The sequence below is a fragment of the Tardiphaga sp. 42S5 genome (genome assembly GCF_034044155.1).
GTDB lineage: Bacteria > Pseudomonadota > Alphaproteobacteria > Rhizobiales > Xanthobacteraceae > Tardiphaga > Tardiphaga robiniae.
The window spans coordinates 6046006-6068475 of record NZ_CP139027.1 but is presented as its reverse complement, the minus strand read 5'-3'; the positions used below and the strand labels follow the sequence as shown (position 1 = coordinate 6068475).

Annotated in this window: 18 protein-coding genes; 9 read left to right on the top strand and 9 right to left on the bottom strand. The window is 61.5% G+C overall.

The features are described 5' to 3' along the window. Window positions 1-108: 108 nt before the first annotated feature. From SFY93_RS28295 to SFY93_RS28285, 3 genes are all read left to right on the top strand, one after another. Window positions 109-1119 (top strand): class 1 fructose-bisphosphatase, encoded by a 1011-nt coding sequence (locus SFY93_RS28295; protein ID WP_414717001.1) that lies wholly within the window; start codon window positions 109-111, stop codon window positions 1117-1119. Between the two features lie 142 nt (window positions 1120-1261). Beyond that, window positions 1262-1585 carry a hypothetical protein gene (locus tag SFY93_RS28290; protein WP_320445439.1) on the top strand — a complete coding sequence of 108 codons (324 nt, stop codon included), beginning with the start codon at window positions 1262-1264 and terminating at the stop codon, window positions 1583-1585. 207 nt (window positions 1586-1792) lie between these two features. Then, entirely contained in the window at window positions 1793-3490 is a 1698-nt protein-coding gene (locus SFY93_RS28285) for a thiamine pyrophosphate-binding protein (RefSeq protein WP_320445438.1), read from the top strand. Between the two features lie 135 nt (window positions 3491-3625). On the opposite strand, the gene SFY93_RS28280 is transcribed toward SFY93_RS28285, so the two are convergent. Together SFY93_RS28280 and SFY93_RS28275 are read right to left on the bottom strand one after the other, a co-directional pair. After that, on the bottom strand, window positions 3626-4273 hold the full coding sequence (locus SFY93_RS28280) for an alpha/beta hydrolase (protein ID WP_320445437.1): 648 nt from the start codon (window positions 4271-4273) through the stop codon (window positions 3626-3628). Further along, window positions 4270-5211, bottom strand: a complete 942-nt coding sequence (locus tag SFY93_RS28275) for a ring-cleaving dioxygenase (protein ID WP_320445436.1) — start codon at window positions 5209-5211, stop codon at window positions 4270-4272. Before SFY93_RS28275 ends, SFY93_RS28280 begins: the two co-directional genes overlap by 4 nt. Window positions 5212-5339: 128 nt before the next feature. Here SFY93_RS28275 and SFY93_RS28270 point away from each other — a divergent pair, with 128 nt between their 5' ends. Next, window positions 5340-6251, top strand: a complete 912-nt coding sequence (locus SFY93_RS28270; RefSeq protein ID WP_184511936.1) for a LysR family transcriptional regulator — start codon at window positions 5340-5342, stop codon at window positions 6249-6251. Here SFY93_RS28270 and SFY93_RS28265 read toward each other — a convergent pair. The 4 genes from SFY93_RS28265 to SFY93_RS28250 all read right to left on the bottom strand — a co-directional run bounded on the left by SFY93_RS28265 (window position 6248) and on the right by SFY93_RS28250 (window position 11736). Beyond that, window positions 6248-8326, bottom strand: a complete 2079-nt coding sequence (locus tag SFY93_RS28265) for an ATP-dependent helicase (protein ID WP_320445435.1) — start codon at window positions 8324-8326, stop codon at window positions 6248-6250. The genes SFY93_RS28270 and SFY93_RS28265 overlap by 4 nt on opposite strands. 90 nt (window positions 8327-8416) lie before the next feature. Continuing rightward, window positions 8417-10378 carry a methyl-accepting chemotaxis protein gene (locus SFY93_RS28260; RefSeq protein ID WP_320445434.1) on the bottom strand — a complete coding sequence of 654 codons (1962 nt, stop codon included), beginning with the start codon at window positions 10376-10378 and terminating at the stop codon, window positions 8417-8419. Window positions 10379-10571: 193 nt separating this feature from the next. Next, on the bottom strand, window positions 10572-10976 hold the full coding sequence (locus tag SFY93_RS28255; protein ID WP_320445433.1) for a response regulator: 405 nt from the start codon (window positions 10974-10976) through the stop codon (window positions 10572-10574). A 64-nt stretch (window positions 10977-11040) separates the two neighbouring features. Next, window positions 11041-11736 carry a Crp/Fnr family transcriptional regulator gene (locus tag SFY93_RS28250; RefSeq protein WP_320445432.1) on the bottom strand — a complete coding sequence of 232 codons (696 nt, stop codon included), beginning with the start codon at window positions 11734-11736 and terminating at the stop codon, window positions 11041-11043. Between the two features lie 225 nt (window positions 11737-11961). Between SFY93_RS28250 and SFY93_RS28245 the strand changes: the two genes are divergently transcribed. Both SFY93_RS28245 and SFY93_RS28240 read left to right on the top strand, forming a co-directional pair. Beyond that, on the top strand, window positions 11962-12750 hold the full coding sequence (locus SFY93_RS28245; protein ID WP_414716999.1) for an ABC transporter ATP-binding protein: 789 nt from the start codon (window positions 11962-11964) through the stop codon (window positions 12748-12750). Further along, window positions 12747-14270: a permease gene (locus tag SFY93_RS28240; protein WP_320445430.1), complete on the top strand. Its 1524-nt coding sequence runs from the start codon at window positions 12747-12749 to the stop codon at window positions 14268-14270. The genes SFY93_RS28245 and SFY93_RS28240 overlap by 4 nt, the downstream gene beginning before the upstream one ends. A 62-nt stretch (window positions 14271-14332) precedes the next feature. Here SFY93_RS28240 and SFY93_RS28235 read toward each other — a convergent pair whose 3' ends face one another. Then, a complete protein-coding gene (locus SFY93_RS28235; RefSeq protein WP_320445429.1) occupies window positions 14333-15181 on the bottom strand; it encodes a transglutaminase-like domain-containing protein in 849 nt (282 codons plus the stop codon). 143 nt (window positions 15182-15324) lie between these two features. After that, window positions 15325-17430, bottom strand: coding sequence for a glycogen debranching protein GlgX (gene glgX, locus SFY93_RS28230; protein ID WP_320445428.1), 2106 nt, complete (start codon window positions 17428-17430; stop codon window positions 15325-15327). Window positions 17431-17557: 127 nt separating this feature from the next. On the opposite strand from glgX, the gene rocF reads away from it, so the two are divergent. From rocF to SFY93_RS28215, 3 genes are all read left to right on the top strand, one after another. After that, complete coding sequence (gene rocF / locus SFY93_RS28225) at window positions 17558-18526, top strand: arginase (protein WP_320445427.1); 969 nt, start codon at window positions 17558-17560, stop codon at window positions 18524-18526. Window positions 18527-18657: 131 nt separating this feature from the next. Further along, window positions 18658-18930, top strand: coding sequence for a hypothetical protein (locus SFY93_RS28220; protein ID WP_320445426.1), 273 nt, complete (start codon window positions 18658-18660; stop codon window positions 18928-18930). A gap of 87 nt (window positions 18931-19017) precedes the next feature. Further along, a complete protein-coding gene (locus SFY93_RS28215) occupies window positions 19018-20604 on the top strand; it encodes an alpha-amylase family glycosyl hydrolase (RefSeq protein ID WP_320445425.1) in 1587 nt (528 codons plus the stop codon). A gap of 91 nt (window positions 20605-20695) precedes the next feature. Here the strand turns inward: SFY93_RS28215 and SFY93_RS28210 are convergent, their stop codons facing one another. Next, the gene (locus tag SFY93_RS28210) at window positions 20696-22294 is read right to left on the bottom strand and encodes an ABC transporter substrate-binding protein (protein ID WP_320445424.1); all 1599 of its coding nucleotides are present in this window, start codon (window positions 22292-22294) and stop codon (window positions 20696-20698) included. Window positions 22295-22470: the final 176 nt, after the last annotated feature.

The following is a 22470-nucleotide window of genomic DNA, read 5'->3' as shown; positions in this document are numbered from 1 at the left end:
GGCCCCGAGGGTCAATATCTGTGGGCAAAATGGCCCATTTCTGCCATTCCCGGGCCTTCCGGACGCGGCCATGTGCCAGAAGGAGCCCAGTATTTTGCGGAGATTGCGATGACCGACCACATGCCCCTGTCCCGATACACGGCCAACTATGCCGGACAGGACCCGTTGCGGCTGGCGGTGGCTGCTGCGGTCGATGCCTTCGCCAGGGCCTCCATCGAAATCTCCGACCTGATCGGCTGCGGCGCGCTGGCCGGAATTACCGGCGAGGCGCAGGGCGCGCAGAATGCCGATGGCGACGTGCAGAAGGATCTCGATGTCCGCGCCGACGAGATTGTTCGTACCGCGCTGAAGCCGGTGTCCTGGGCAGCGCTCGCCTCCGAGGAAGCCGAGACGGCGGATATCCGCGACGGCGGCGGGCTGCTGGAGATCGCCTACGATCCGCTCGACGGATCGTCGAATATCGAAACCAATATGACCGTCGGAACGATCTTCTCGATCATGCCGACGTCGAAGGACGCTGTGCCGTTCACGCAGAAAGGCAGCGCGCAGATTGCTGCCGGCTTCGTCGTCTATGGTCCGCAGACCTCGCTGGTGCTCACGCTCGGCGACGGTGTCGATATCTTCACGCTTGATCGCGCCGCGGGGAGCTACAAGCGCATTCGTCAGCGCGTGCAGATACCGGCCGAGTGCGCGGAATACGCCATCAACGCGTCCAACCATCGCCACTGGGAAGCGCCGGTGCGCGATTTCGTCGAGGAGTGCCTCGCCGGTGTCGACGGCCCGCGCGGCAAGAACTTCAACATGCGCTGGATCGCAGCACTGGTGGCGGAGGCCTATCGCATTCTCATCCGCGGGGGCGTGTTTCTCTATCCGTCAGATGCGCGTAATGGCTATGCGGATGGCCGGCTGCGTCTCGTCTATGAAGCGCATCCCATGGCCTTCATCGTCGAACAGGCCGGCGGCGGCGCGACCACGGGCCGTACCCGTATTCTCGATCTTGCGCCGACGGCAATCCATCAGCGCGTGCCGTTGATCATGGGTTCGATCAGCAAGGTGAGACGTATCGAGACCATGCATCTCGATGCCAGCGCGGGACAAGCGCAAGCTGCAGCAGAATAGATAGGGCCTGCACTACACATCCTGTTTTGATCCATTCAAAACATGACAGGCTTGAGGGCTTCTAAGGCCCGTGGTCCCGAAACGGGTTGAGCAGGACGCGACCGCGGCCTAGACAAACGCAGGGGTCGCAAAGGATACGCGCATGCTTCCGCAGCAGGTCAAGGTCTCCGATATCACCGATGAGAATTCGGCACAGACCTATCTCAACCAGGCCATCATGACGACGTTCTGCCGCGTGCTCGACAGTTCGCGTCTGCCGCCCGATGTGGTGATGCGTCTTCTGGCCACCGCGATCGGCTCGACCTATCGCGAAGTTGCTGCTGCCCATCAAGACGGCCAGTGCCCCTGCGGGTGGCGCCCTGCGCCGGATGCCGATATCGAGGCCCTGCGATCGTCGCTTGAAGACGCAGCTGCGCCGAAGATGGCCGACGATCTGCACAGCATGGTGATCGCCGGTCGGGCATAGCCGTCAGTCGATCTGCCCTCAAATAAGGCCGTATTTGCGCGAAATGAGCCACTGCGATGACCGCAGATGGCATTTTTGCGCCTGTTCCGCTCTCCCGATCACGTGATTGGGCCAGCGCGATCGACATATGGCAATCCCTTTAAACCTAAACTACTTTGGCCCGATCCTTGAATGTCGAGGAGATCGCGATCGGTGCAAAGTGACCTCATGACATCCTCATCCGCTGCAGTTCTCGACCACACCCCGGCCAATTCGACCGTCTGGCGCGAAGTTGCACGCGCGATCGCCGATATCGGCGCCAAGCGCTGCTTCGGTCTCGTCGGTGGCGCAAATTTCAAGGTGACGCTCGGCCTCACCGAATTCGGCGTCGAATTCGTTGCCGCACGTCACGAGGGAGGCGCGGTGAGCATGGCCGATGTAGCGGCGCGTCTCACGCGCGATCTCACGATCGTCAGCGTAACGGCGGGGCCGGGTCTCACCAATGCGATCACCGGCATCGGCGAAGCCGCTAAGAGCGACACGCCATTGCTCGTTCTCGCAGGCGACGTGGTGCTCGGCGACAAGCAGTCGGCATTTGCCTTCAATCAGTCGGAACTCGTTCACGCGGTCGGCGGCGAATGGCGGCAGATCATAGATGCACAAAGCGCTTACGCCGACACCTGGAAAGCAGCCTCACTGGCTCTGCGTGAGCGCAAGCCGGTCGTGCTCAGCCTGCCGATCAATGTGCAGGAAATGCCGGTCACGGCAACGATGGGCAAGAAGCATTTGCCGATCATGCCGCGGGTCACGATCAACCCGGCGAAGCTGGATGAACTTGTTGCGACGATCCGGACGTCGAAACGGCCGCTGATTCTGGCGGGTCATGGCGCTGTCGTGGCCGATGCGCAGCCGTTGCTGGTTCAACTGGCAGACAGAATCGGCGCGTTGCTGGCGACGTCGTTGCAGGCGCATGGGATGTTTTCCGGTCATCCGTGGAATCTCGGCGTTGCCGGAGGCTTCTCCTCGAAAGCAACGGCTGAGCTGATCGCGCAGAGCGACATGATCCTCGCCTTCGGCATGTCGCTGAACATGTGGACCACGAAGAAGGGCAAGCTGATCTCGGACTACGCCCAGCTCGTGCAGATCGATGTCGAGAAGGGCCGCATCGGCGTCCATCGTCCGGTAGATCTCGAACTTGAAGGCGATGCATCGGCTGTGGCGACCGCGGTGCTACAGGCGTTCGACAAGGCGCCGCCCACTGAGTCCGGCTGGCGCACGCCAGAAGTCGCGGCGGTGATGACCGCCCGAGGAAATCACAATCTGGCCTATGACGACACCAGCACTGCCGAGCACATCGATCCGCGTACGCTGAGCAAGGCGATGGACGATATCCTGCCGAAGGATCGCACCGTCGTTGTCGATGGCGGCCATTTCGTCGGCTGGGTGACGCGTTATATTTCCGCGCCGGACCACAAGGGTTGGTGTATTCCGATTGCGTTCCAGTCCATCGGCCTTGGTCTCGCCGGGGCGATTGGTGCGGCAGTGACGCAGCCGGAGCGGCTGACCGTGCTCGCGGTCGGTGACGGCGGCTTCCTGATGTCGATTGCGGAGCTTGAAACTGCCGTCCGGCTGAAGAAGCGCATCTGCATCTTCATCTACAACGACAGCGCCTATAGCGCCGAGGTACATCACTTCGGGCCGGAAGGCTACAATGCCGGCATGGCGCAATTTCCGGTGACTAATTTTGCCGCCATTGCGCGCGGCTACGGCGCGGATGGCGTGGTGGTGCGCACGCTCGCCGATCTCGATGCCGTGAAGAACTGGGTCGCCGATGGTGCGCAGGGCGTGTTCATCGTCGATGGCCGGATCAATCCAAAGCTGATCGCGGATTGGTATAGCGAGATGTTCAGCGGCGCGAACCTCTAACGAATTTCCTGCGCAAATCTCTCCCCACGTCGTGGCCGGGCTTGTCCCGGCCACCCACGCCTTGTTGTGCGCGAACGAAGACGTGGATGCCCGGGACAAGCCCGGGCATGACGGAGTGTATGGGGCGATGAAAAGTTAAACGGCCACGCTCGTTGGCTGTCTCGCCACCTCAACATTCCCCAACCATTCTTTCGCAATCGTCAGATCCGCCTGCGAGAGCTGATGCCCGACGGGCAGTGTGCGATGCTGCACATCGGCGCCCGCCTTTGTCAGCATCACGGCGAGCCGCTGCGAATTGCTCGGCGGGATGATCGGGTCGGATTGGCCCGACACGATCAGTACCGGCTTGGCTGCGAGATCGGCAACAGGCGCCTCACGCAGCGGCACCATCGCCCGCAACAATATGCCGCCGGCCAGCGCCTCGGGTCGCAACAGCATCATTGCCGCGGCGATATTAGCGCCGTTGGAATAGCCGACCGCGATCGGTGCTTTGAGCCCGTAGCGCTTGCGGGCTTCGACTACGAAGTCCGCAAGGTCATTGGCGCGACGCCGCACGTCGTCCTCGTCGAACACGCCTTCGGCGAGCCGGCGAAAGAAGCGCGGCATGCCGTGCTCCAGCACCTGACCGCGCGGCGACAGCAATGCTGCGCCGGGCGCAATCGCCTCGCCGAGCGGCAGCAGGTCGCTTTCGTCACCGCCGGTGCCATGCAGCAGCAGGAGCGGCGTTGCCTCGCGCCGGTTGCCCGGCACGAAGCGATGGATGTGGGACAGGTCGTTACTCATGACGTCACCTTTTCCGTGTCGAGCACCGGCAATACGCGCTCGATCTCGCCGCGATGCTTCTCGAGGAACGCGGGCAGTTTCAGATGCTCGCCAAGGGATTCGACGGGCTCATCCACGGCGAAGCCGGGGATGTCGGTGGCGATCTCGAACAGCACGCCGCCGGGTTCGCGGAAATAGACCGAACGGAAGTAGTTGCGATCCTTCTGCTCCGTCGGCTGCTGGCCGTGGGTCTTCACCAGCTTGTTGGCCATCACCTGCTGATCGGCATCATCGACGGCGCGGAAGGCGATGTGATGCACCGAGCCACGGCCCTGACGACCCGGCAGGAAACCACCGGCCTCATAGATATCGACGATACCGCCTTCGACACTGTCGGCACTCAGCCGGATGATCGAACCTTCGCGCGCCGTTTCCTTGAAGCCGAACACGTCGGTGAGGATCGCGCTGGTCTTCTCGGCCTTCTCCAGCAGAAGCGTCACGCCATGGAAGCCGCGGATCGCGTGCTCCGCCGGAACGTCGCCATTGCTCCAGCCGGCCTCATTCTCCGCGCCGGCAACGCCGACCAGAGCGAGGCTCATGCCGTCCGGATCGGTGAAGGGCAGCACGGCTTCGCCGAAGCGCTTTTCGAGCGCCTCATGGGCAATGCCCTTCTCGATGAAGCGATGCGTCCAGTAGCCGAGCGAGCGGGCAGGGACCCGGAACGAAGTCTGCTGGGTCTGGCCTACGCCGCCACGGCCGGGGGCCGCATGCTCCCACGGGAAGAAGGTCAGGATGGTGCCCGGCTTGCCGGTCTCATCGCCGTAGTAGAAGTGGTAGGTGCCCGGATCGTCGAAATTGACGGTCTTCTTGACGAAGCGCATGCCCAGCGCGCGGGTGTAAAAATCGAAATTCCGCAAGGCGTTACCGGCGATTGCGGTGACATGGTGGATGCCTGACATGGTCTGTCTCCTGGTTGGGAAGGCGTCTCGTCTTCCGTTGCCGGGATAATTGGGTCATCCCCGTTCAAAGACAATCTGGCCATTTGTGACATGACTGTCTATGAATTGGAGACAGTCAGGAATGCCCCATGGATAAGCTCAACAGCCTGCGCGCCTTCGTCAAAGTCGTCGAACTCGGCAGCTTCTCCGAAGCAGGGCGGCAGCTGCGGCTGTCGCGCTCGGCGATCTCGAAATATGTCGGCGAGCTCGAACAGGACCTCGGCGTCCAGCTTCTCAATCGGACCACGCGCCATGCCAGCGCGACCGAGAACGGCCAGGCCTATTTCGAGCGCGCGCTGACCATCCTCGCCGATCTCGATGCCGCCGATCAGGCGGTGGCGCAGGCGCAATCGACGCCGCGCGGATTGCTGCGCGTCAATGCGCCGATGTCGTTCGGCACGCTGCAACTCGGCCCGGCCATCGCCGACTTCATGGCGCAATGTCCGGAGCTGCAGATTCAACTCGTGCTGTCGGACGATCAAGTCGACCCGATGCAGGGCGGTTTCGATGTCACGCTGCGCATCGCCGATCTGGAGTCTTCGAGTCTCATCGCGCGAAAAATCGTCGCCATCGATCGCGCGGTTTGCGCGTCGCCGGACTATCTCAAGCAACATGGCACACCGAAGCTGCCGGAGGATCTGCGCAGCCACGCGCTGCTCACCTATGGCTTCCTACTCACGGGCAATCAGTGGAAGCTGACCGGCAGGGATGGCAACGATCACTGGATCCAGCCGAGCTGGACGCTCTGCGTCAACAATGCAGAAGTGTTGCGCGATGCCGCGATCAAGGGCAGGGGCGTCGCGCTGCTGCCGACCTTCATTGCCGGCGACGCGTTGCGTGCGGGGACGTTGCGCAGTGTACTCTCCGCCTACAAGGCGCCGCCGCTGACGCTCTATGCGATCTATCCGCCGACGCGGCACCTCGCCGTGAAGGTGCGCCTGTTCATCGATTTCCTGGTGGCGCGCTTCAGCGGCGTGCCGGAGTGGGATGAGAAGCTCTAGCGCCAGATCGCACGCATGCGGGAATTGATATCTATGCGCACACCCTGCGCTGCCCCGCGGGCGGAATCGGCGGCGGCGGCCTGCGGCCAGGTCGTGCGTTCGAACAGGCCGAGCAGCGCTTCCGGGATGAAGCGGGTGCGCGACGCATAGACGTGGCGGTCTCCTTGTGCGTGCTGGCCGTGGGTGAAGAAACGCTGCGGCACCATCAGATGCAGATCGTCCTTGGCGCGCGTCATCGCCACATAAAGCAGCCGGCGCTCTTCCTCGATCTCCGCTGATGTCCCGGTGCCCAAATCCGACGGCATGCAGCCATCGACCACATTCAGCACATAGACAGACTTCCATTCCTGCCCTTTGGCGGAATGGATGGTCGAGAGGATCAGATAGTCCTCGTCGAGCAGCGGCACGCCGGACTGATCGCTGGTCGCGTCCGGCGGATCGAGCGTGAGTTCGGTGAGAAAACGTTCGCGCGACGGATAGCCTGACGCGATCGCTTCGAGCTGGATCAGATCGGCGCGGCGCGTCAGCGAATCCTCGTGAATGCGATCGAGATGCGGCTCATACCAGCGTCGCGCCAGTTCCAGTTCGGCGGGCCAGCCCGCACGGCGTGACTTGATCTCGCTGATGACCTCGACAAAGCCGCGCCAGTCGGCGGCTGCGCGCGGCGGCGCCGGCGCGTGAGCGAGGGCGTCGATCGGATCGGGGGCCGCGATCATGTGATCCAGCGCGCGCTGTGCGGAAGCTGGTCCCACACCGGGTAGCAATTGCATCAGCCGGAAACCGGCGACGCGGTCACGTGGGTTCTCCACGAAACGCAGCAGCGCCAGCATGTCCTTCACATGCGCGGCGTCGAGAAACTTCAGGCCGCCGAATTTGACGAATGGAATGTTCCGCCGCGTCAGCTCCACTTCGAGTGATCCGCTGTGCGACGACGTCCGGAACAGCACGGCCTGTTCCTTCAGCTTCATGCCGCCTTCGCGATTGTCGAGCACACGCGCAACGATGCCGCGGGCCTGATCGGTCTCGTCCCGGATGGTGACGAGTTGCGGCTTGGCGGAGGAGACGCGATCGGTCCACAGATTCTTCGTATAGCGTTCACGCGCGAGATCGATCACGCCATTGGCCGCCGCCAGGATCGGTTGCGTCGAGCGATAGTTGCGGTCGAGCGTGATGATGTCAGCCGGCGGGCTGAACTGCCCGGGGAAATCCAGAATGTTGCGTACGGTGGCGGCGCGAAACGAATAGATCGACTGCGCGTCGTCGCCGACGACGGTGAGGCCCGCCCCGTTGGGCTTCAAAGCCATCAGGATCGCCGATTGCAGCCGGTTGGTGTCCTGATATTCGTCCACGAGCACGTGATCGAAGCGACCGCCGATATCGCTAGCCAGTAGCGGTTCGCTCGCCATCTGCGCCCAGTACAGAAGCAGGTCGTCGTAATCGAGCACGTTCTGCTTCTGCTTGGCTTCGACATAGCCGGCGAACAGCTCGCGCAGCTCGGCTGACCACGCCGCGCACCATGGATAGGATGCGCCGAGCACCTGATCGAGTTCGGTCTCGGAATTCACGCAGCGGGAATAGATCGCGAGGCATGTGCCTTTTGTCGGGAAGCGCGTCTCGGTTTTGGAGAAGCCGAGTTCGTGCCGGACCAGATTCATCAGGTCGGCGGAATCCTCGCGGTCGTGAATGGAGAAAGCGGGATCGAGTCCGATCTGTTCGGCATAGTCGCGCAGCAGGCGCGCGCCGATGCCATGGAACGTGCCGGCCCAGGCCAGTGCGTCGGTCATGATGCCGGCATTGTCGCCCATCACTTGGCGCGCGAGGCGCTCGACACGGCGGCTCATCTCGCTGGCGGCCCGGCGCGAGAACGTCATCAGCAGGATGCGGCGCGGATCGGCGCCATTGACGATCAGATGCGCGACGCGATGGGCGAGCGTGTTGGTCTTGCCGGAACCGGCACCGGCGATGACCAACAGCGGAGCAGACGTGATGCTGTTCCCATGCGGGAACACGCCATGCTCGACGGCACGGCGTTGTTCTGGATTGAGGGCGTCGAGATAAGAGGCTTGAGCGAGCAAGGCGTGTATCCGAGGTGACGAATCACGCTCGCTGATTCCCGCTTTGTTCGCAATGGAAGAGCGGCGTGCCGAAGCGCGCCGCTGGAAGAATTACGCCGCCCGCACTTCGCGGAGGAACACATCGACCTGCGTGCGCAGATCTTCGCCGTTGCGTGACAGGTCCGCGGCCGACTCCACCACGCGCGACGCGGCGAGGCCGGTCTCGCGGGCGGCGTCATTGACGCCGGCAATGTTCTGCGAGACCTCGCCGGTGCCGCGGGCGGCTTCGGCGACGTTGCGGGCGATTTCGAGCGTGGCTGCGCCCTGTTCCTCGACGGCGGCGGCGATGGCGCTTGCGATCTCGCTGACGCGGCCGATGGTCGAGGTAATGCTTTGGATCGAATCCACCGAGAGCTTCGTTGCGCTCTGAATCGCGCCGACCTGCGCCGAGATTTCATCCGTCGCCTTCGACGTCTGGGTGGCCAGGGCTTTCACTTCGGAAGCGACGACGGCGAAGCCGCGGCCGGCTTCACCTGCGCGGGCCGCTTCGATGGTGGCATTGAGTGCGAGCAGGTTGGTCTGCGCAGCGATCTCACTAATCAGCTTGACGACGTCGCCGATCTTCTGCGCGGCCTCCGCAAGGCTCTGCACTTCGCTATTGGTGACGTTGGCCTGCGATACTGCATCGCCGGCGACGCGGGCAGATTCGTTGACCTGCTGTGCGATCTCGCTGATCGAGGCATTGAGCTCCTCGATAGCAGCGGCGACTGCCTGAGCGCTCTGCGTGGCCTCCTCGGATGCTGCCGCGACAGCTGCGGTCTGCCGGGTCGATTCCTCGGCGGTGGCCGCCATCGATTGCGCGGTTGTGCGGAGTTCGCCGGCAGCCGAACCAACGGCGGTGACTACGGTACCAACGCTGCCCTCGAAGCGCGAGGCGAGAGCACTCATGGTGTCGCGGCGATCAAGCTGGGCGCGCTCGCGCTGCTCTTCCTGGGCGGCGCGCAGCTGCTCGGTTTCGATCAGCCCGGTCTTGAAGATTTCGACGGCGCCGGCCATCGAGCCGATCTCGTCCTTGCGGCCTGCACCCGGCACCGCGATCGTGTGATTACCGCCCGCAATGGTCCGCATCGCAGTTTCGAGTGCGCGGATCGGCTTCGCCATCGAGCGGCCCATGAAGGTTGCGATGGCACCGGCGAGCAGCAGCACGCAGGCAGAAATGATGGCCAGCCAATTCAGCGAGGATCGCATCAGGCTGTGATATCCGCTGGTATCACGGGTGATTTCGAAGACGGCGATGTTGTCGCCCGAAAAGCTCTTGATTGCGCCGAAGGTCGTGGCAACGGGCTTGTTGTCGAGTTCGCCATATTGGGTCACAACTTCGCCGGCAAGCGCGCGACGCAGCATTTCGACACCCGGAGCAGCCGACTTCAGGGTGGACGCCAGCGTCTTGCCGGCCTGGCCGTCGATCTGGTGAATGCCGACATCGACACCGAAACGCGACTTCATGGTGTCGACGAAAGTCTTGCCGAACGGAGCGCCGACATCGATCGTGCCGAGAATGGTATCACCATCCATCGCCGGTGCTACGCCAAAGACGTTGAGCGCATCACGGCCGGGCTCGATGCCGCCGACCGACTTCTTGCTGGTCATCGCCTGCACCACCATCTTGCGGCGTTCGGAAACGTTGTCTCCGAAGGTGCCGGGATTGTGGATGCGGGCGAAGCTGATGGCCGGCGGTGTTTGAATGGTGATCAGTTCGAGGCCGCGCGGCTTGATACGCTGATGGGCCTCCTTCAGATTCGCGAGCGCACTGGCACGATCGTTCGCCTTGATGGCGTCCTTGATCGGCTGTGACGACGCGATCGACTCGGCAACTGCGAGCAGCGTGCGCGTTTCGGCATTCAGCGCTGCCGTGAGATTGGCGTAGTCATCATGCGCTTCGCGTGTAAGGGCCGTGTCGATGATCGCCTGTTGCTGCCACATGCTGAAGGCTGCGAGCGCGCCGCACGATCCGGCAGCGACGAGCGTGATGGCGACAATCATACGTGCTGAAATAGAATTGAGTGCTTGCATCGACATGCCCCTTGGACCGCGGCAAGCAATTTTGCTGCGGCACTGAAATTCCACGTGAAAATAGGGAAGCCGAGTGAAGGAGCCCTTAATTACCTCTGATGTGTAGGTATCCTGGTATCATGATTCCATTATGCCGCAGCAGATTTGGCTTCGGGCGATGCCAGCATCAGTCGTGATCGAATGTGCGAGGATACTAGTGGAGCCGAGACGAGCCATTCCCCGGCGCAAGGCATCGGTCCACGTGCGAGAGAAGAACCGCCGATTTGAGGGGCTTCTGGAGGCGGCAGACGGCGCCGAGCTCGGTGGACATCGCGAGAAAATCGGGCGCGAACACGCCTGCCGGTGAGGCCGCGTGACCTGACATGACGATGATCGGGATCTCCGGACGGCACCGATGTGCCAACTTCATCGTCTCCAGCCCGTTCATCCCGGGCATGAAGATATCGATGATGAGCAGATCGAAATCGGCGTTGCGGAGAATGTGGCGCGCGCGCGGGCCGTCACTCGCGCAGGTGACGCGATGGCCTTCGCGCTCAAGCATCAATTTGGTGAAGATCTGAACGACCTTGTCATCGTCGACGATCAGGATGCTTGCCATCTGCCGGTCCCCCGGATGCCGTCGCGCCAGTGCGGAGCATGGTTGTCTGGTTACGCACGCATCGCTACATGCCACGTTGCAAATGTGGCTTCTCGTTAAACGCCGCATCGAGCAGCGATCTGTGGACCTGAATATGTCCGTCATAGCTGACGAAGCCGAGCTTACGAAACTTGTTCATGAAGAAGCTGACGCGCGACCGCGTGGTGCCGATCATCTCCGCCAGCATTTCCTGACTGATGTCGATATCGATGGGATGGCTGGCGCCTCCCTCGCCATAGTGAGCGAGGATCAGCAACAGGCGCGCGAGGCGCTTCTCGCTTGAATTGAACAACTGATCGATCAAGTCTTCTTCGATGCGGTTGTTGCGCGACAGAAGATAGGCGACGAAGAATTCTGCGAAAGCTGGCTCGTCGCGCAGATGGGCGAGCATCACCGACTTGCTGATGGTAACGATGGTGCAGTCTTCCATCGCCGTCGTTGTGACGGTGCGCAGCGGATGACCATTCAGGCAACCCTCACCCAGGAACTGTCCGGGTTCGAGCAGGCCGACGACGGCTTCCTTGCCTTGTTCGGACAGGACCGTGAGCTTGATACGTCCGCTCAGGATGTAGCAAACAGAATCTGCCGTCTCACCCTGACAAAAGATGTTCTGGTTTTTCTTGTAGTCGGTCGTAACCTTTCCGATGCCGGGACAGGTCAGAAAATACGGCGCATCGAACTCGGCTACAGCAGGGACCTTCAAGGCAGCTAGCCGTGTCATCGCGAATCTCCGGAGATCGATCTTTGCAGGTCAGCGTAAATCTATTCAGGGTTGTATTGTTCCCGCCAGATCTAGTTAAATTGCCGGCATAAGAGATCAAAACGCACATGCGCGAGCCGGAGGATTGATGGGGTCATCAATCCCGATGCGCACATAGATACCACCAGGCGCGTGAGGCGACGTAGTTACGTCATCGGATTCACTGCCCTGAAACAACTTCCCTCCATGTTGCTACGCAACTTAACGCGCAGATCGTTTGTCATGTCCGCAACACACGCTGCCCTCGAATTGCGAGGGTTAACGAAACGTTTCGATCGGCCTGCCGTCGACGGACTCGATCTCACGGTTCGTGCTGGCGAGTTCTATGCGCTGCTGGGTGCCAACGGAGCCGGCAAGACGACGACATTGCGCATGGTCGCTGGATTGCTGCGCCCCGATTCAGGATCGGTGTCCATACTTGGTATCGACGCGCTCGCCGATCCCGTTGCAGCGAAACAGATCATGGCCTGGGTGTCCGATGAGCCGATGATCTATGACAAGCTGACGCCGCTCGAATATCTCGAATTCGTTGCCGGTCTATGGGGCTGCGATGCTGAAACGGCAGAGCGCACGTCGCATGAATTGTTGGCATCACTAGGTCTTGGTCCACATCTGCATGAGCGATGCGAAGGCTTCTCCAAGGGGATGCGCCAGAAGGTAGCGCTGGCCGGCGCGCTGGTGCATGAGCCCCGGCTGATCATTCTCGACGAACCTTTGACCGGGCTCGATGCCGTGTCGGCGCGTCATGTCAAAGGCCTGTTGCAGGATCGCGTGCGCTCCGGCTGCACAGTGATCATGACCACGCATATTCTCGAAGTCGCCGAACGCATGGCCGACCGGATCGGTGTGATCGCCGCAGGCAGGCTGATCGCCGAAGGTACGCTTGCCGAATTGCGTCAGCAGAACGGACAGGGCGACACCAGCCTCGAAGACATGTTCGTGGCCCTGGTGGACGGCGCGCCGGTTGCCGCATGACACCATCCGCCAGCGTGATGTGGTTTGCCGGCCATGAAGTCCGGCTGGCGTGGCGAGAGATGCTGGGCATGCTCACGGCGGGCCGTCGCTGGCGTCCGCGCAGCGTTTCGCTTCTGCTGATTGTCTTCGTGATCTTCCTGCATTTGCCGGCTTATGCGGTGGTCGGCCGTTTCGCAGATGTGCAGACGCCGCTCGATCAATCGACGGCGATTGTCATCACCGCCAGTATCTTCCTCGCCTGGGCGCTCGTTTTGTCGCAGGCGATTGAGTCCGTCACCCGCGTATTCTACGCGCGCGCCGATCTTGATCTCATCATGTCGTCGCCGGCGCCGCTCACCAACCTGTTCTCCGTCCGCATCGCAGCGATCGCACTGACGGTGACCCTGATGGCGATGTTGCTGGCGACGCCTTTTGTCAACGTACTGGTGATTGGCGGCGGTGCGCGCTGGTTTTCCGCCTATGCCGTCGTCATTGCCATGGGCCTGTCGGCGTCTGCGTGCGCTATTGCCATCACTGTCGGATTGTTTCAGCTCTGCGGCCCTGCCAAGACGCGGCTGGTCGCGCAGATTATTTCGGCGGTCACTGGCGCAGGCTTTGTCATCGCATTGCAGGTCGCGGCGATTCTCTCTTACGGCACGCTGTCGCGTTTCGCTGTGCTCACCTCCGATGCCGCAGCTGCCTTTGCGCCTGAAGCGCACAGCATCGTGTGGTGGCCCGCGCGCGCGATGCTTGGCGATATCGCAGCACTGGTGCCGCTGCTGGCGGCCGGATTGATCCTGCTGGGAAGCGCCATGGCGATCTTCTCGCCGCGATTCAGCAACTACGTGGCCAGTGCCGCACCATTGGCGCAAGTTCGACGCAAGAAAGTCGCAAGACGGTTTCGACTGGGCTCTCGACGTAACGCCTTGCACCGCAAGGAGTTTATCCTGTTGTGGCGCGATCCGTGGCTCGTCTCGCAAACCCTGATGCAATTGCTGTATCTGCTGCCGCCGGCCCTGATGCTGTGGCGCAGCTTCGGCGAGGGCGCCGGCGCCTTCATCGTGCTGGCTCCGGTGATTGTGATGGCCGCGGGTCAGCTCGCCGGCGGCCTGGCCTGGCTGACGATCTCCGGCGAGGACGCCGCGGATCTGGTGACGACCGCGCCGCTTCCGGCAACCACGATCATCACGGCCAAGGTCGAAGTCGTGCTGGTGATCATCGCCGTGGTGTTCACGCCAATGGTCGCGGGTCTTGCGCTCGTCTCGCCGCGGCTGGCTGCGGTAACCGCATTGGCAACTGTCGTGGCAGCAGCCTCGGCGACGGCCATCCAACTCTGGTTCAGGGTGCAGGCGCGGCGCAGCCAGTTCAGGCGGCGTCAGACGTCATCGCGCATCGCGACCTTCGCCGAAGCCTTCTCGTCGATCGGCTGGGCTGCGACGGCGGCGCTGGCACTGGTGCTGCCAATCGCCTCAGTGATCGCAGGCGCCATGACCGCGGGCTTGATGGCGCTGACGTGGAAGATCAGTCCTGTCAGGACCTGAAACGACAAAGCCACCCGCGGACACGGATGGCTTTGAAATTAACGATTGGCTCGAAACAACGATCAGGCCACCATCGACATCGGCGCGATGGCGGGGGTGGCTTCGCTAAAAACCTCTTCCGTAACCACGGTAAAACGCACCAGCGGCGTCGGGCCGAAATTGGTGGAGATCGCGACGTCAGCTGCGTCGCGACCGCGGGCCATCACGATGCGCCCGATGCGCGGATGATTGTGACGGGCATCGAACGTGTACCACTTGTTTCCGAGATAGACTTCGAACCAGGCGCTGAAGTCCATCGGCGCGGGATCGATGGGCACGCCGATATCGCCGAGATAGCCGGTGCAATAGCGCGCTGGAATGTTCATGCAGCGGCACAGCGTGACGGCCAGATGGGCGAAGTCGCGGCACACGCCGATACGCTCTTCATGACCTTCAAAGGCCGTACGATCGTTGCGGGCATGGTGATAGCCGAACTCGATGCGCTGATGTACGTAATCGACAATGGCTTGGACGCGCGCCGCGCCGTCTTCGATATGGCCGAACAGCGACCAGGCAAGATCTGACAGCTTCTGCGTGTCGCAATAGCGGCTGCCGAGCAGGAAGACCATGACATCGTCAGGCAGTTCGCCGACCGCCTGCAACGGCCCTGATGGCGGAGCCGTATCCGGCAGTCCGCTATCGGAGATGAGAAAATTATTCTTGATCTCGATCAGCCCGGGCGGCGCTACGATGCGCGTGCAGGTATTGCCGAACATGTCGAGATAGTCATGCGCCTGTACGTCGTGGGAAAACTGGATGCGGTGCGGACTCTGCAGATCCTTCGCGCGCGAAGGATGAATGCTGAGCATCAGGATCATGGGTGTTTCCTGCAAACACTGGAAAGCGATGTCGTAGCCCGCGCGAATCTTCACTTTTACGTCTCCACTAGCTCGGCAAATCAGGAATTCATCGTTGCCAGACAAGTGTAGTCACCAAACATCGTTCCGAGGTTCAGTGACAGGAATGTGCAGAAAATGTGGGCAGGGAGGCCGCGCCGGCCCCGCTGCGCCATAAGCTATTTCTTCAGGGACAACAGCAGCAGCGAGCGGGCGGTCACCTGATACATATGGCCGAACGGGAAATCCTCGCCACCCTTCGTATCGGGAATGTTGGTATCCACCAGAAGTTCCCAGGCCTGTCCGCCAAACGCCTCGGGCATCGTGAAATCGACCAGTCCTTCGAAGCCGTTGAGAATCATCAGCATGGTCTGATCCTCGGCCGGCTTGTGAATGCCGGTCTTCTGCGCACGGCCGTCCAGCAGCATGCCGAAGCATTTCATGTTGCCGTCTTTCCAATGTGCGTCTTCCATCGGGCCGCCATTGGCGTTGATCCATGTCACGTCGCGAACATCGAGGTCGGAGTCGTGCTCGCCGGTCAGGAAGCGGCTGCGACGCAGGACCGAACAGCCGCCGAGCAGTTTGATGAGCCGCTTGGTGAAAGCGAGCAGGTCCTTGCCCTCGGTCGTCAGGCTCCAGTTGAACCAGGAAATCTCGCTGTCCTGGCAATAAGCGTTGTTGTTGCCGTTCTGTGTGCGGCCGAATTCGTCGCCGCCGAGCAACATCGGTGTGCCCTGAGAGAACAGCAGCGTCGCCAGCATATTGCGCTTCTGGCGCTCGCGCAGGGCGATGATGGCCTTGTCGTCGGTCGGCCCTTCGACGCCGCAATTCCAAGAGCGGTTGCTGGAGCTGCCGTCCTTGTTGTTCTCGCCATTGGCCTCGTTGTGTTTCTCATTGTAGCTCGCCCAGTCGTTCAGCGTGAAGCCGTCGTGAGCGGTGACGAAATTGATGCTGGCCCAGGCACGGCGACCCTGATGGTTGAACATGTCGCCGGATGCGACGAGCCGCGGTGCCAGTGCCGCGACTGGCGCTTTGCCGCGCCAGAAGTCGCGCGCGGTATCACGGAACTTGTCGTTCCATTCCGCCCAACCGGGCGGGAAACCGCCGACCTGATAACCACCGGGGCCGATGTCCCAGGGTTCGGCGATCAGCTTCACTGTCGTCAGCAACGGATCCTGATCGACGGCTTTCAGGAAGCCGCTCTGTTCGGTGAAGCCATAGACTTCGCGCGCGAGAATGGTGCCGAGATCGAAACGGAATCCGTCGATATGCATCTCCCGCACCCAGTAGCGCAGGCTGTCCGCCACCATCTGGATGACGCGGGCATTGGACAGATTCACCGTGTTACCGGTGCCGGTGTCGTTGATGTAATAGCGCGGCTTGTCCGGCATCAGCCGGTAATAGCTGGCATTGTCGATGCCCTTGAACGACAGGGTCGGGCCTAGCTCGTTGCCTTCGGCAGTGTGGTTATAGACCACATCGAGGATGACCTCGAGCCCGCCGGCATGCAGCGCTGACACCATCTCCTTGAACTCGCGCAGCGAGTTCGGCACGTCTGAGGCGTAGCGCGGATCGGGTGCGAAGAAGCCGATGGAATTATAGCCCCAGTAGTTCACGAGCTTCTTGTTCAGCAGATAGTCATCATTGATGAAGGTGTGGACTGGCAGCAGCTCGACCGAGGTAATGCCGAGACCGCAGAGATAATCCACCACAGGCTTGCTGCCGAAGCCGGCATAGGTGCCGCGCAGCTTCTCGGGCACGTCGGGATGCAGCCTGGTGAAGCCCTTGACGTGGGTCTCGTAAATGATGGTCTGGTCCCATGGCACCGGCTGCCGGCCGGCCTCGCCGGCCCAGTCGAAGTCGCGATCAACGATCACGCATTTCGGCATGAAGGGGGCGGAGTCGCGTTCGTCGAAGGTGGTGTCGTCGCCGCTCTCCATCTTGTAGCCGAATACGGCCGGATTCCATTCGAGCTGCCCGGCATGGGCGCGGGCATAGGGATCGAGCAGCAGCTTGTTCGGATTGAACCGATGGCCCTTTTCCGGCTCATACGGGCCATGGACGCGATAGCCATAAAAATTGCCGGGGCCGACGTCGGGGATGTAGCCGTGAAACACCTCGTCGGTATATTCCGGCAATTCGATTCGCGTTTCCTTGTCGCCGTCGAACAGGCAGACCTCGACCTTGGTGGCATTGGCCGAGAAGAGCGCGAAGTTGGTGCCCTTTCCGTCCCAATGCGCGCCAAAGGGATAGGGGAGACCTTCTTCGACTACTCTGTGCGTCACGATTGCCCCACTGTCTGGTGATGAAAATGCGCGGGATAACTGCGCCGCCGCATTTCCGTTGCAATGCAAACAGGCTGTTTCGGAATATATCTTGGCCTGCGAGGGTCGCTAGCCCGGAGTTTTGCTTATGACCGACGTCTCCCATCACAAACGCATCGCATTGCTGGGCGCGCCAGTCGAAGTCGGGGCCTCGCAGCGCGGGACCTTGATGGGGCCGGCGGCCATGCGGACGGCAGGCCTGGGGCCGCTGCTGGAAGAGCTTGGCTTCGAGGTGGAAGACCACGGTGACCTTATGCCACCGTCTGTGCCTCTGTCGACCGATGCGCCGCCGGAGAATGCCAAGCATTACCGTGTGATCCAGAGCTGGATCCAGGCGCTGAGTGCGCGTGCCTACACGCTTGCCAAATCGGGCGCGCTGCCGATCTTCGTGGGCGGTGATCACAGCCTGTCCATGGGATCGGTCAATGGCGTGGCGCGGCACTGGCACGAGCAGGGGCGCGAATTGTTCGTGCTGTGGCTCGACGCGCATGCCGATTACAATACGCCGCACACGACCATCACCGGCAACATGCACGGCATGTCCGCGGCCTTTCTGTGCGGCGAGTCCGGTCTGGATGGACTACTCGGCGCTGAGCCGCGCGCATCGATCACGCCCGATAATCTCGACCTGTTCGGCATCCGCTCCATCGATAAGCTCGAGAAAGAGCTAGTCCACACGCGCAAGGTGGCCATCGCAGACATGCGGCAGATTGACGAGTTCGGTGTTGGCGTCCTGATCCGCCGCGTCATCGAGCGGGTCAAGGCGCGCAACGGCGTGTTGCATGTGTCCTTCGATGTGGACTTCCTCGATCCTGCGGCAGCGCCCGGCGTTGGCACCATGGTGCCCGGCGGTGCCACCTATCGCGAGGCGCATCTGATCATGGAGCTGCTGCACGACTCAGGCCTGATGTGCTCGCTGGATGTCGTCGAGCTCAATCCGTTTCTGGACGAGCGCGGGCGAACGGCACGGGTGATGGTCGAGCTGGTCGGTAGTCTGTTCGGTCAGCAGATCACCGACCGGCCAATGCCCAGCAACGCAATTATACCGCCCGGCTAGCTCGCGGTCGGCAAAACCTCGATTGGTTCCGGACTTTCGCGCGCGTTATGCATGACCGTTTCGTCATGTTCTCGGAACTAACCCTGCAGCGCGGGATTGCTACCTCATGGTTCACACACGAGGAGCACGTCATGATTAAGCATCTTGCCATCATCGCCGTTGCTGCGGCGGGCATCAGCAGCGCAATTCCAGCCAAGGCCCAGGAGTTCGGCGTTGGCGTCGGTCCGGGAGGCGTTACGGTTGGCACCGTCGGCCGCGACCGCTATCGCGACGACTATGATCGCGGGTACTACCGCGATCGTCGTGACCGCAACGAGACCGTGATCATCAAGCGCAGCCGCGACCGCGATCGTGGCTATTACGATGGCGGCGTCGAACGTCGTACTGTCATCGAACGCTACTAATATTGCGCCGAACGAGAGGCGGCCCTTCCTCGGAAGGGCCGTTTTTTCGTGCGTGATGGAAGCCTCAGAACATTGAGTGACAGGATCATGGCAACTGCAGCGACGGTCTGGTGGCAGGCCGGTACCATCTATCAGATCTATCCGCGGTCGTTTCAGGACTCGAACGGAGACGGCATCGGCGATCTGGCGGGCATCGTTGGCCGGCTTCCCTATCTGCGGCAGCTTGGCATCGACGCGATCTGGCTGTCACCGATCTTCCCGTCCCCGATGGCAGACTTCGGCTATGACATATCAGACTATATCGGCATCGATCCGATCTTCGGCACATCGGCCGATTTCGACGCGCTGGTGGCGGCGGCTCACGGTCATGGTTTGAAGATCATTCTCGATCTGGTGCCGAACCACACCTCGGATCAGCATCCGTGGTTTATCGAGAGTCGATCGTCGCGCGATAATCCCAAACGCGATTGGTATATCTGGCGCGATTCGAAGCCGGACGGCAGCGCGCCGACCAACTGGATGTCGGAGTTCGGCGGCAGCTCCTGGCAATATGACGAGGCTACTGGGCAACATTACTACCACGCCTTTCTCGACAAACAGCCGGACCTGAATTGGCGCAATTCTGCTGTTCGCAACGCGATCTATGAGGTGATGCGGTTCTGGATGCGTCGCGGCGTCGATGGCTTTCGCGTCGATGTGATCTGGCATCTCATCAAGGACGAAGAGTTTCGGGATAACCCGACAAACCCGAATTTTACGGTGGGACGTCCGCCGCACGAGGCCTTCCTGCCACTCTACTCGACCGATCGGCCGGAGACGCTGGATGTGGTCGCTGAGATGCGCCGCGTTGTCGATGAATTCGACGATCGCGTGCTGATCGGCGAGATTTATCTCCCCTTCGATCGGTTGGTCGCCTATTACGGAAGTGACCTGTCGGGTGCGCATTTGCCGTTCAATTTTGCGCTGCTCTCCGCGCCGTGGAATGCTTTCGCCATCGGCGAATTGATCGCGCGCTACGAAGCCGCACTGCCGCTCGGCGCCTGGCCGAACTGGGTGCTCGGCAATCACGACCGGCCGCGCGTCGCCAGCCGGGTTGGCATGGCTCAGGCGCGCGTCGCCGCGATGTTGTTGCTGACGCTGCGCGGGACGCCGACGCTATATTATGGCGACGAGATCGGTATGAAGCAGGTGCCTATTGCACCGGATCAGATTCAGGATCCGTTCGAAAAGAATGTGCCTGGGATTGGTCTCGGTCGCGACGGATGCCGCACGCCGATGCAATGGGGGGCGGCCGAGCATGCGGGTTTCACGACCGGCGAGCCTTGGCTGCCGCTGGACACGGACTATCACCATCAGAATGCGGCTGCTCTCGCGGCCGATCCCCATTCGATTCTCAGCCTCTATGTGAAGCTGATTGATTTGCGCAAGCACATGCCTGAGCTTGTGTTCGGCGGTTACGAGCCTGTGGACGCTGCGGGCGATGTGCTGGCCTATCGGCGTGTCTATGACGGGCAAATGGTTCTGATCGCCCTCAACCTCAGCGGAGAGCCGGTGTCATTGCATGTGGGCGGTGGCGAAATATTGTTGGCGACGGGACTGGATCGCCATGGCGAGAATGTTTCGGGCGCGCTGGAATTATCGGGCAACGAAGGCGTGATCGTCAGGCTGCGGTAGATATCCGCGTTCCGCGACCACATGCACGGCAAGAAAAAGCGCCGCCGATTGCTCGGCGGCGCTTCCTGATTTCGCAGTGGACCAGAGAGGCTCAGTCCAGACCGATCGTCGTCAAATCCTGGAACCAGTGCTGCGCCTGCACGAACTTCTTCACCTTCGGCGACAGCGCATGCGGGTTGGTGTCGTGAACGACCCAGACCAGCACCGCATCGTCGACGATCTGGGCATGGGCTTCAGCCAGCAACTCGTCCTGCTTCTTCGGATCGAACGTGTTCTTGGCTTCGTCGATCAGCGCATCGACCTTTGGGTTCTTGTAGCCGCCCCAGTTCACGCCGACCGGTGCGATCTGGCCGGAGTGGAAGAAGCGGACGATGGCGTAGAGCGGATCCGAGGTGACGTAAGCGATGTTGTTGGACGTGATGCCCTTCATGCTCTCGTCGGCCGCGCCCTTGCGCCACGCGGTGTAGAGAACTTCGAGCTCGACGACCTTGAACTCGACCTCGACACCGATTTCCTTGAAGCTCTGCTGCAGGAATTCGTTGATCGGCAGCGACAGCATCTGGCCGGTGCCGCCATTGGCGATGATGAAGGTCGCCTTCAGCGGCTTCTCCGGGCCGTAGCCGGCTTCCTTCACCAGTCTCTTGGCTTCGGCAAGATCATACTTGATCTTGAATGTCGGCTTGCCGAACCACGGGCTCGACGGATCGACCTGGCCAATGGCTGGCTTGGCGAGGCCGTTCATCAGGGCGACGACGGCATCGCGATCGATGGCGAGGTTGAGCGCCTTGCGCAGACGGACGTCGGTCCAGGGCGAGCCCGGCAGCACGCTGAGGTGATAATTCCAGACATGCGGCGTGACGTTGTCGACGATCTTCATGCCGGCGCCCTTGAGCTGCGGCACAGCGTCAGGAGCAGGGGTCTCGATCAAATCGACCTGACCGGCGAGCAGTGCGTTGGTGCGGGTGAGGGCTTCCGGCATCGGGACGAGCACGAGCTTGTCAGCTTTCGGAATGCGCTTCTTGTCCCAGTAATCCGGATTCTTGCTGAGCTCGGCGAGCTCGCGCGGAACAAGCTTGGTCAGCTTGAACGGGCCGGTGCCCGAGGGCTGCGACGCGAACTTGTCCCAATCCTTGCCGACCTTTTCATACTGCGTCGGGCTGGAGACCAGGAACCAGAGCATCTGATAGGGGAAGAAGGAGTCGACGGTCTTGGTGGTGATCTCGACGGTGCCGTCGTCGATCTTGGCGTAGCTCGCGACCGAGGGCAGGCGGGTCTTCACCTGCGCGCTCTGGCGCTTGTCGAATTGCGGCGCCTTCTCGTTCAGCACCTTGTCGAGATTCCAGATCACCGCATCGGCGTTGAAATCGCTGCCATCGTGAAACTTGACGCCCTTGCGCAAAGTGAAGCGCCACTTGGTCTTGTCGGTGTCGTCGACCTTCCATTCGGTGGCGAGGCCGGGAATGAGTTTGCCCGGACGATCGGCGACATCCATCTCCCAGGCGACCAGTGGATCGTAGATCGTATAGCCGGTGAACTGGTAGCCGCCGGCGCCGCGATCGGGCTGCCCCGTGGTCAGCGGCACGTCCGCCATCGAGATGCCATAGCGCACCACCGTTTCGGCTTGCGCCGGCGCGGCTGCGCTTATGACGGCGGCGATGGCCGCAACAAATAACGAGCTTCGAACGCGCATAAACCAGACTCCGTATGGTGGGATATTGTCCGCCAGATACCTGCAATCCTGATGCCAGATTGGGCATATCGAACGGTTGGTGTGTGCTGGTGTGCTGCAGTGCCGCAGTTTGAGTCATTGCGGTGCAAGGTTGCAGGCCTTGGCACAAGCGTTGCATAAGAATTAGCCAGTTTAGA

What these genes read in the sequence shown, in the direction of transcription:
- SFY93_RS28275 (WP_320445436.1), bottom strand. Translation starts at nt 5,211, where the DNA reads ATGTCAGGCATCCACCATGTCACCGCAATCGCCGGTAACGCCTTGCGG.
- SFY93_RS28285 (WP_320445438.1), top strand. Translation starts at nt 1,793, where the DNA reads ATGACATCCTCATCCGCTGCAGTTCTCGACCACACCCCGGCCAATTCG.
- SFY93_RS28280 (WP_320445437.1), bottom strand. Translation starts at nt 4,273, where the DNA reads ATGAGTAACGACCTGTCCCACATCCATCGCTTCGTGCCGGGCAACCGG.
- SFY93_RS28290 (WP_320445439.1), top strand. Translation starts at nt 1,262, where the DNA reads ATGCTTCCGCAGCAGGTCAAGGTCTCCGATATCACCGATGAGAATTCG.
- SFY93_RS28245 (WP_414716999.1), top strand. Translation starts at nt 11,962, where the DNA reads ATGTTGCTACGCAACTTAACGCGCAGATCGTTTGTCATGTCCGCAACA.
- SFY93_RS28295 (WP_414717001.1), top strand. Translation starts at nt 109, where the DNA reads ATGACCGACCACATGCCCCTGTCCCGATACACGGCCAACTATGCCGGA.
- SFY93_RS28210 (WP_320445424.1), bottom strand. Translation starts at nt 22,294, where the DNA reads ATGCGCGTTCGAAGCTCGTTATTTGTTGCGGCCATCGCCGCCGTCATA.
- SFY93_RS28220 (WP_320445426.1), top strand. Translation starts at nt 18,658, where the DNA reads ATGATTAAGCATCTTGCCATCATCGCCGTTGCTGCGGCGGGCATCAGC.
- SFY93_RS28255 (WP_320445433.1), bottom strand. Translation starts at nt 10,976, where the DNA reads ATGGCAAGCATCCTGATCGTCGACGATGACAAGGTCGTTCAGATCTTC.
- rocF (WP_320445427.1), top strand. Translation starts at nt 17,558, where the DNA reads ATGACCGACGTCTCCCATCACAAACGCATCGCATTGCTGGGCGCGCCA.
- SFY93_RS28240 (WP_320445430.1), top strand. Translation starts at nt 12,747, where the DNA reads ATGACACCATCCGCCAGCGTGATGTGGTTTGCCGGCCATGAAGTCCGG.
- SFY93_RS28250 (WP_320445432.1), bottom strand. Translation starts at nt 11,736, where the DNA reads ATGACACGGCTAGCTGCCTTGAAGGTCCCTGCTGTAGCCGAGTTCGAT.
- SFY93_RS28260 (WP_320445434.1), bottom strand. Translation starts at nt 10,378, where the DNA reads ATGCAAGCACTCAATTCTATTTCAGCACGTATGATTGTCGCCATCACG.
- SFY93_RS28215 (WP_320445425.1), top strand. Translation starts at nt 19,018, where the DNA reads ATGGCAACTGCAGCGACGGTCTGGTGGCAGGCCGGTACCATCTATCAG.
- SFY93_RS28270 (WP_184511936.1), top strand. Translation starts at nt 5,340, where the DNA reads ATGGATAAGCTCAACAGCCTGCGCGCCTTCGTCAAAGTCGTCGAACTC.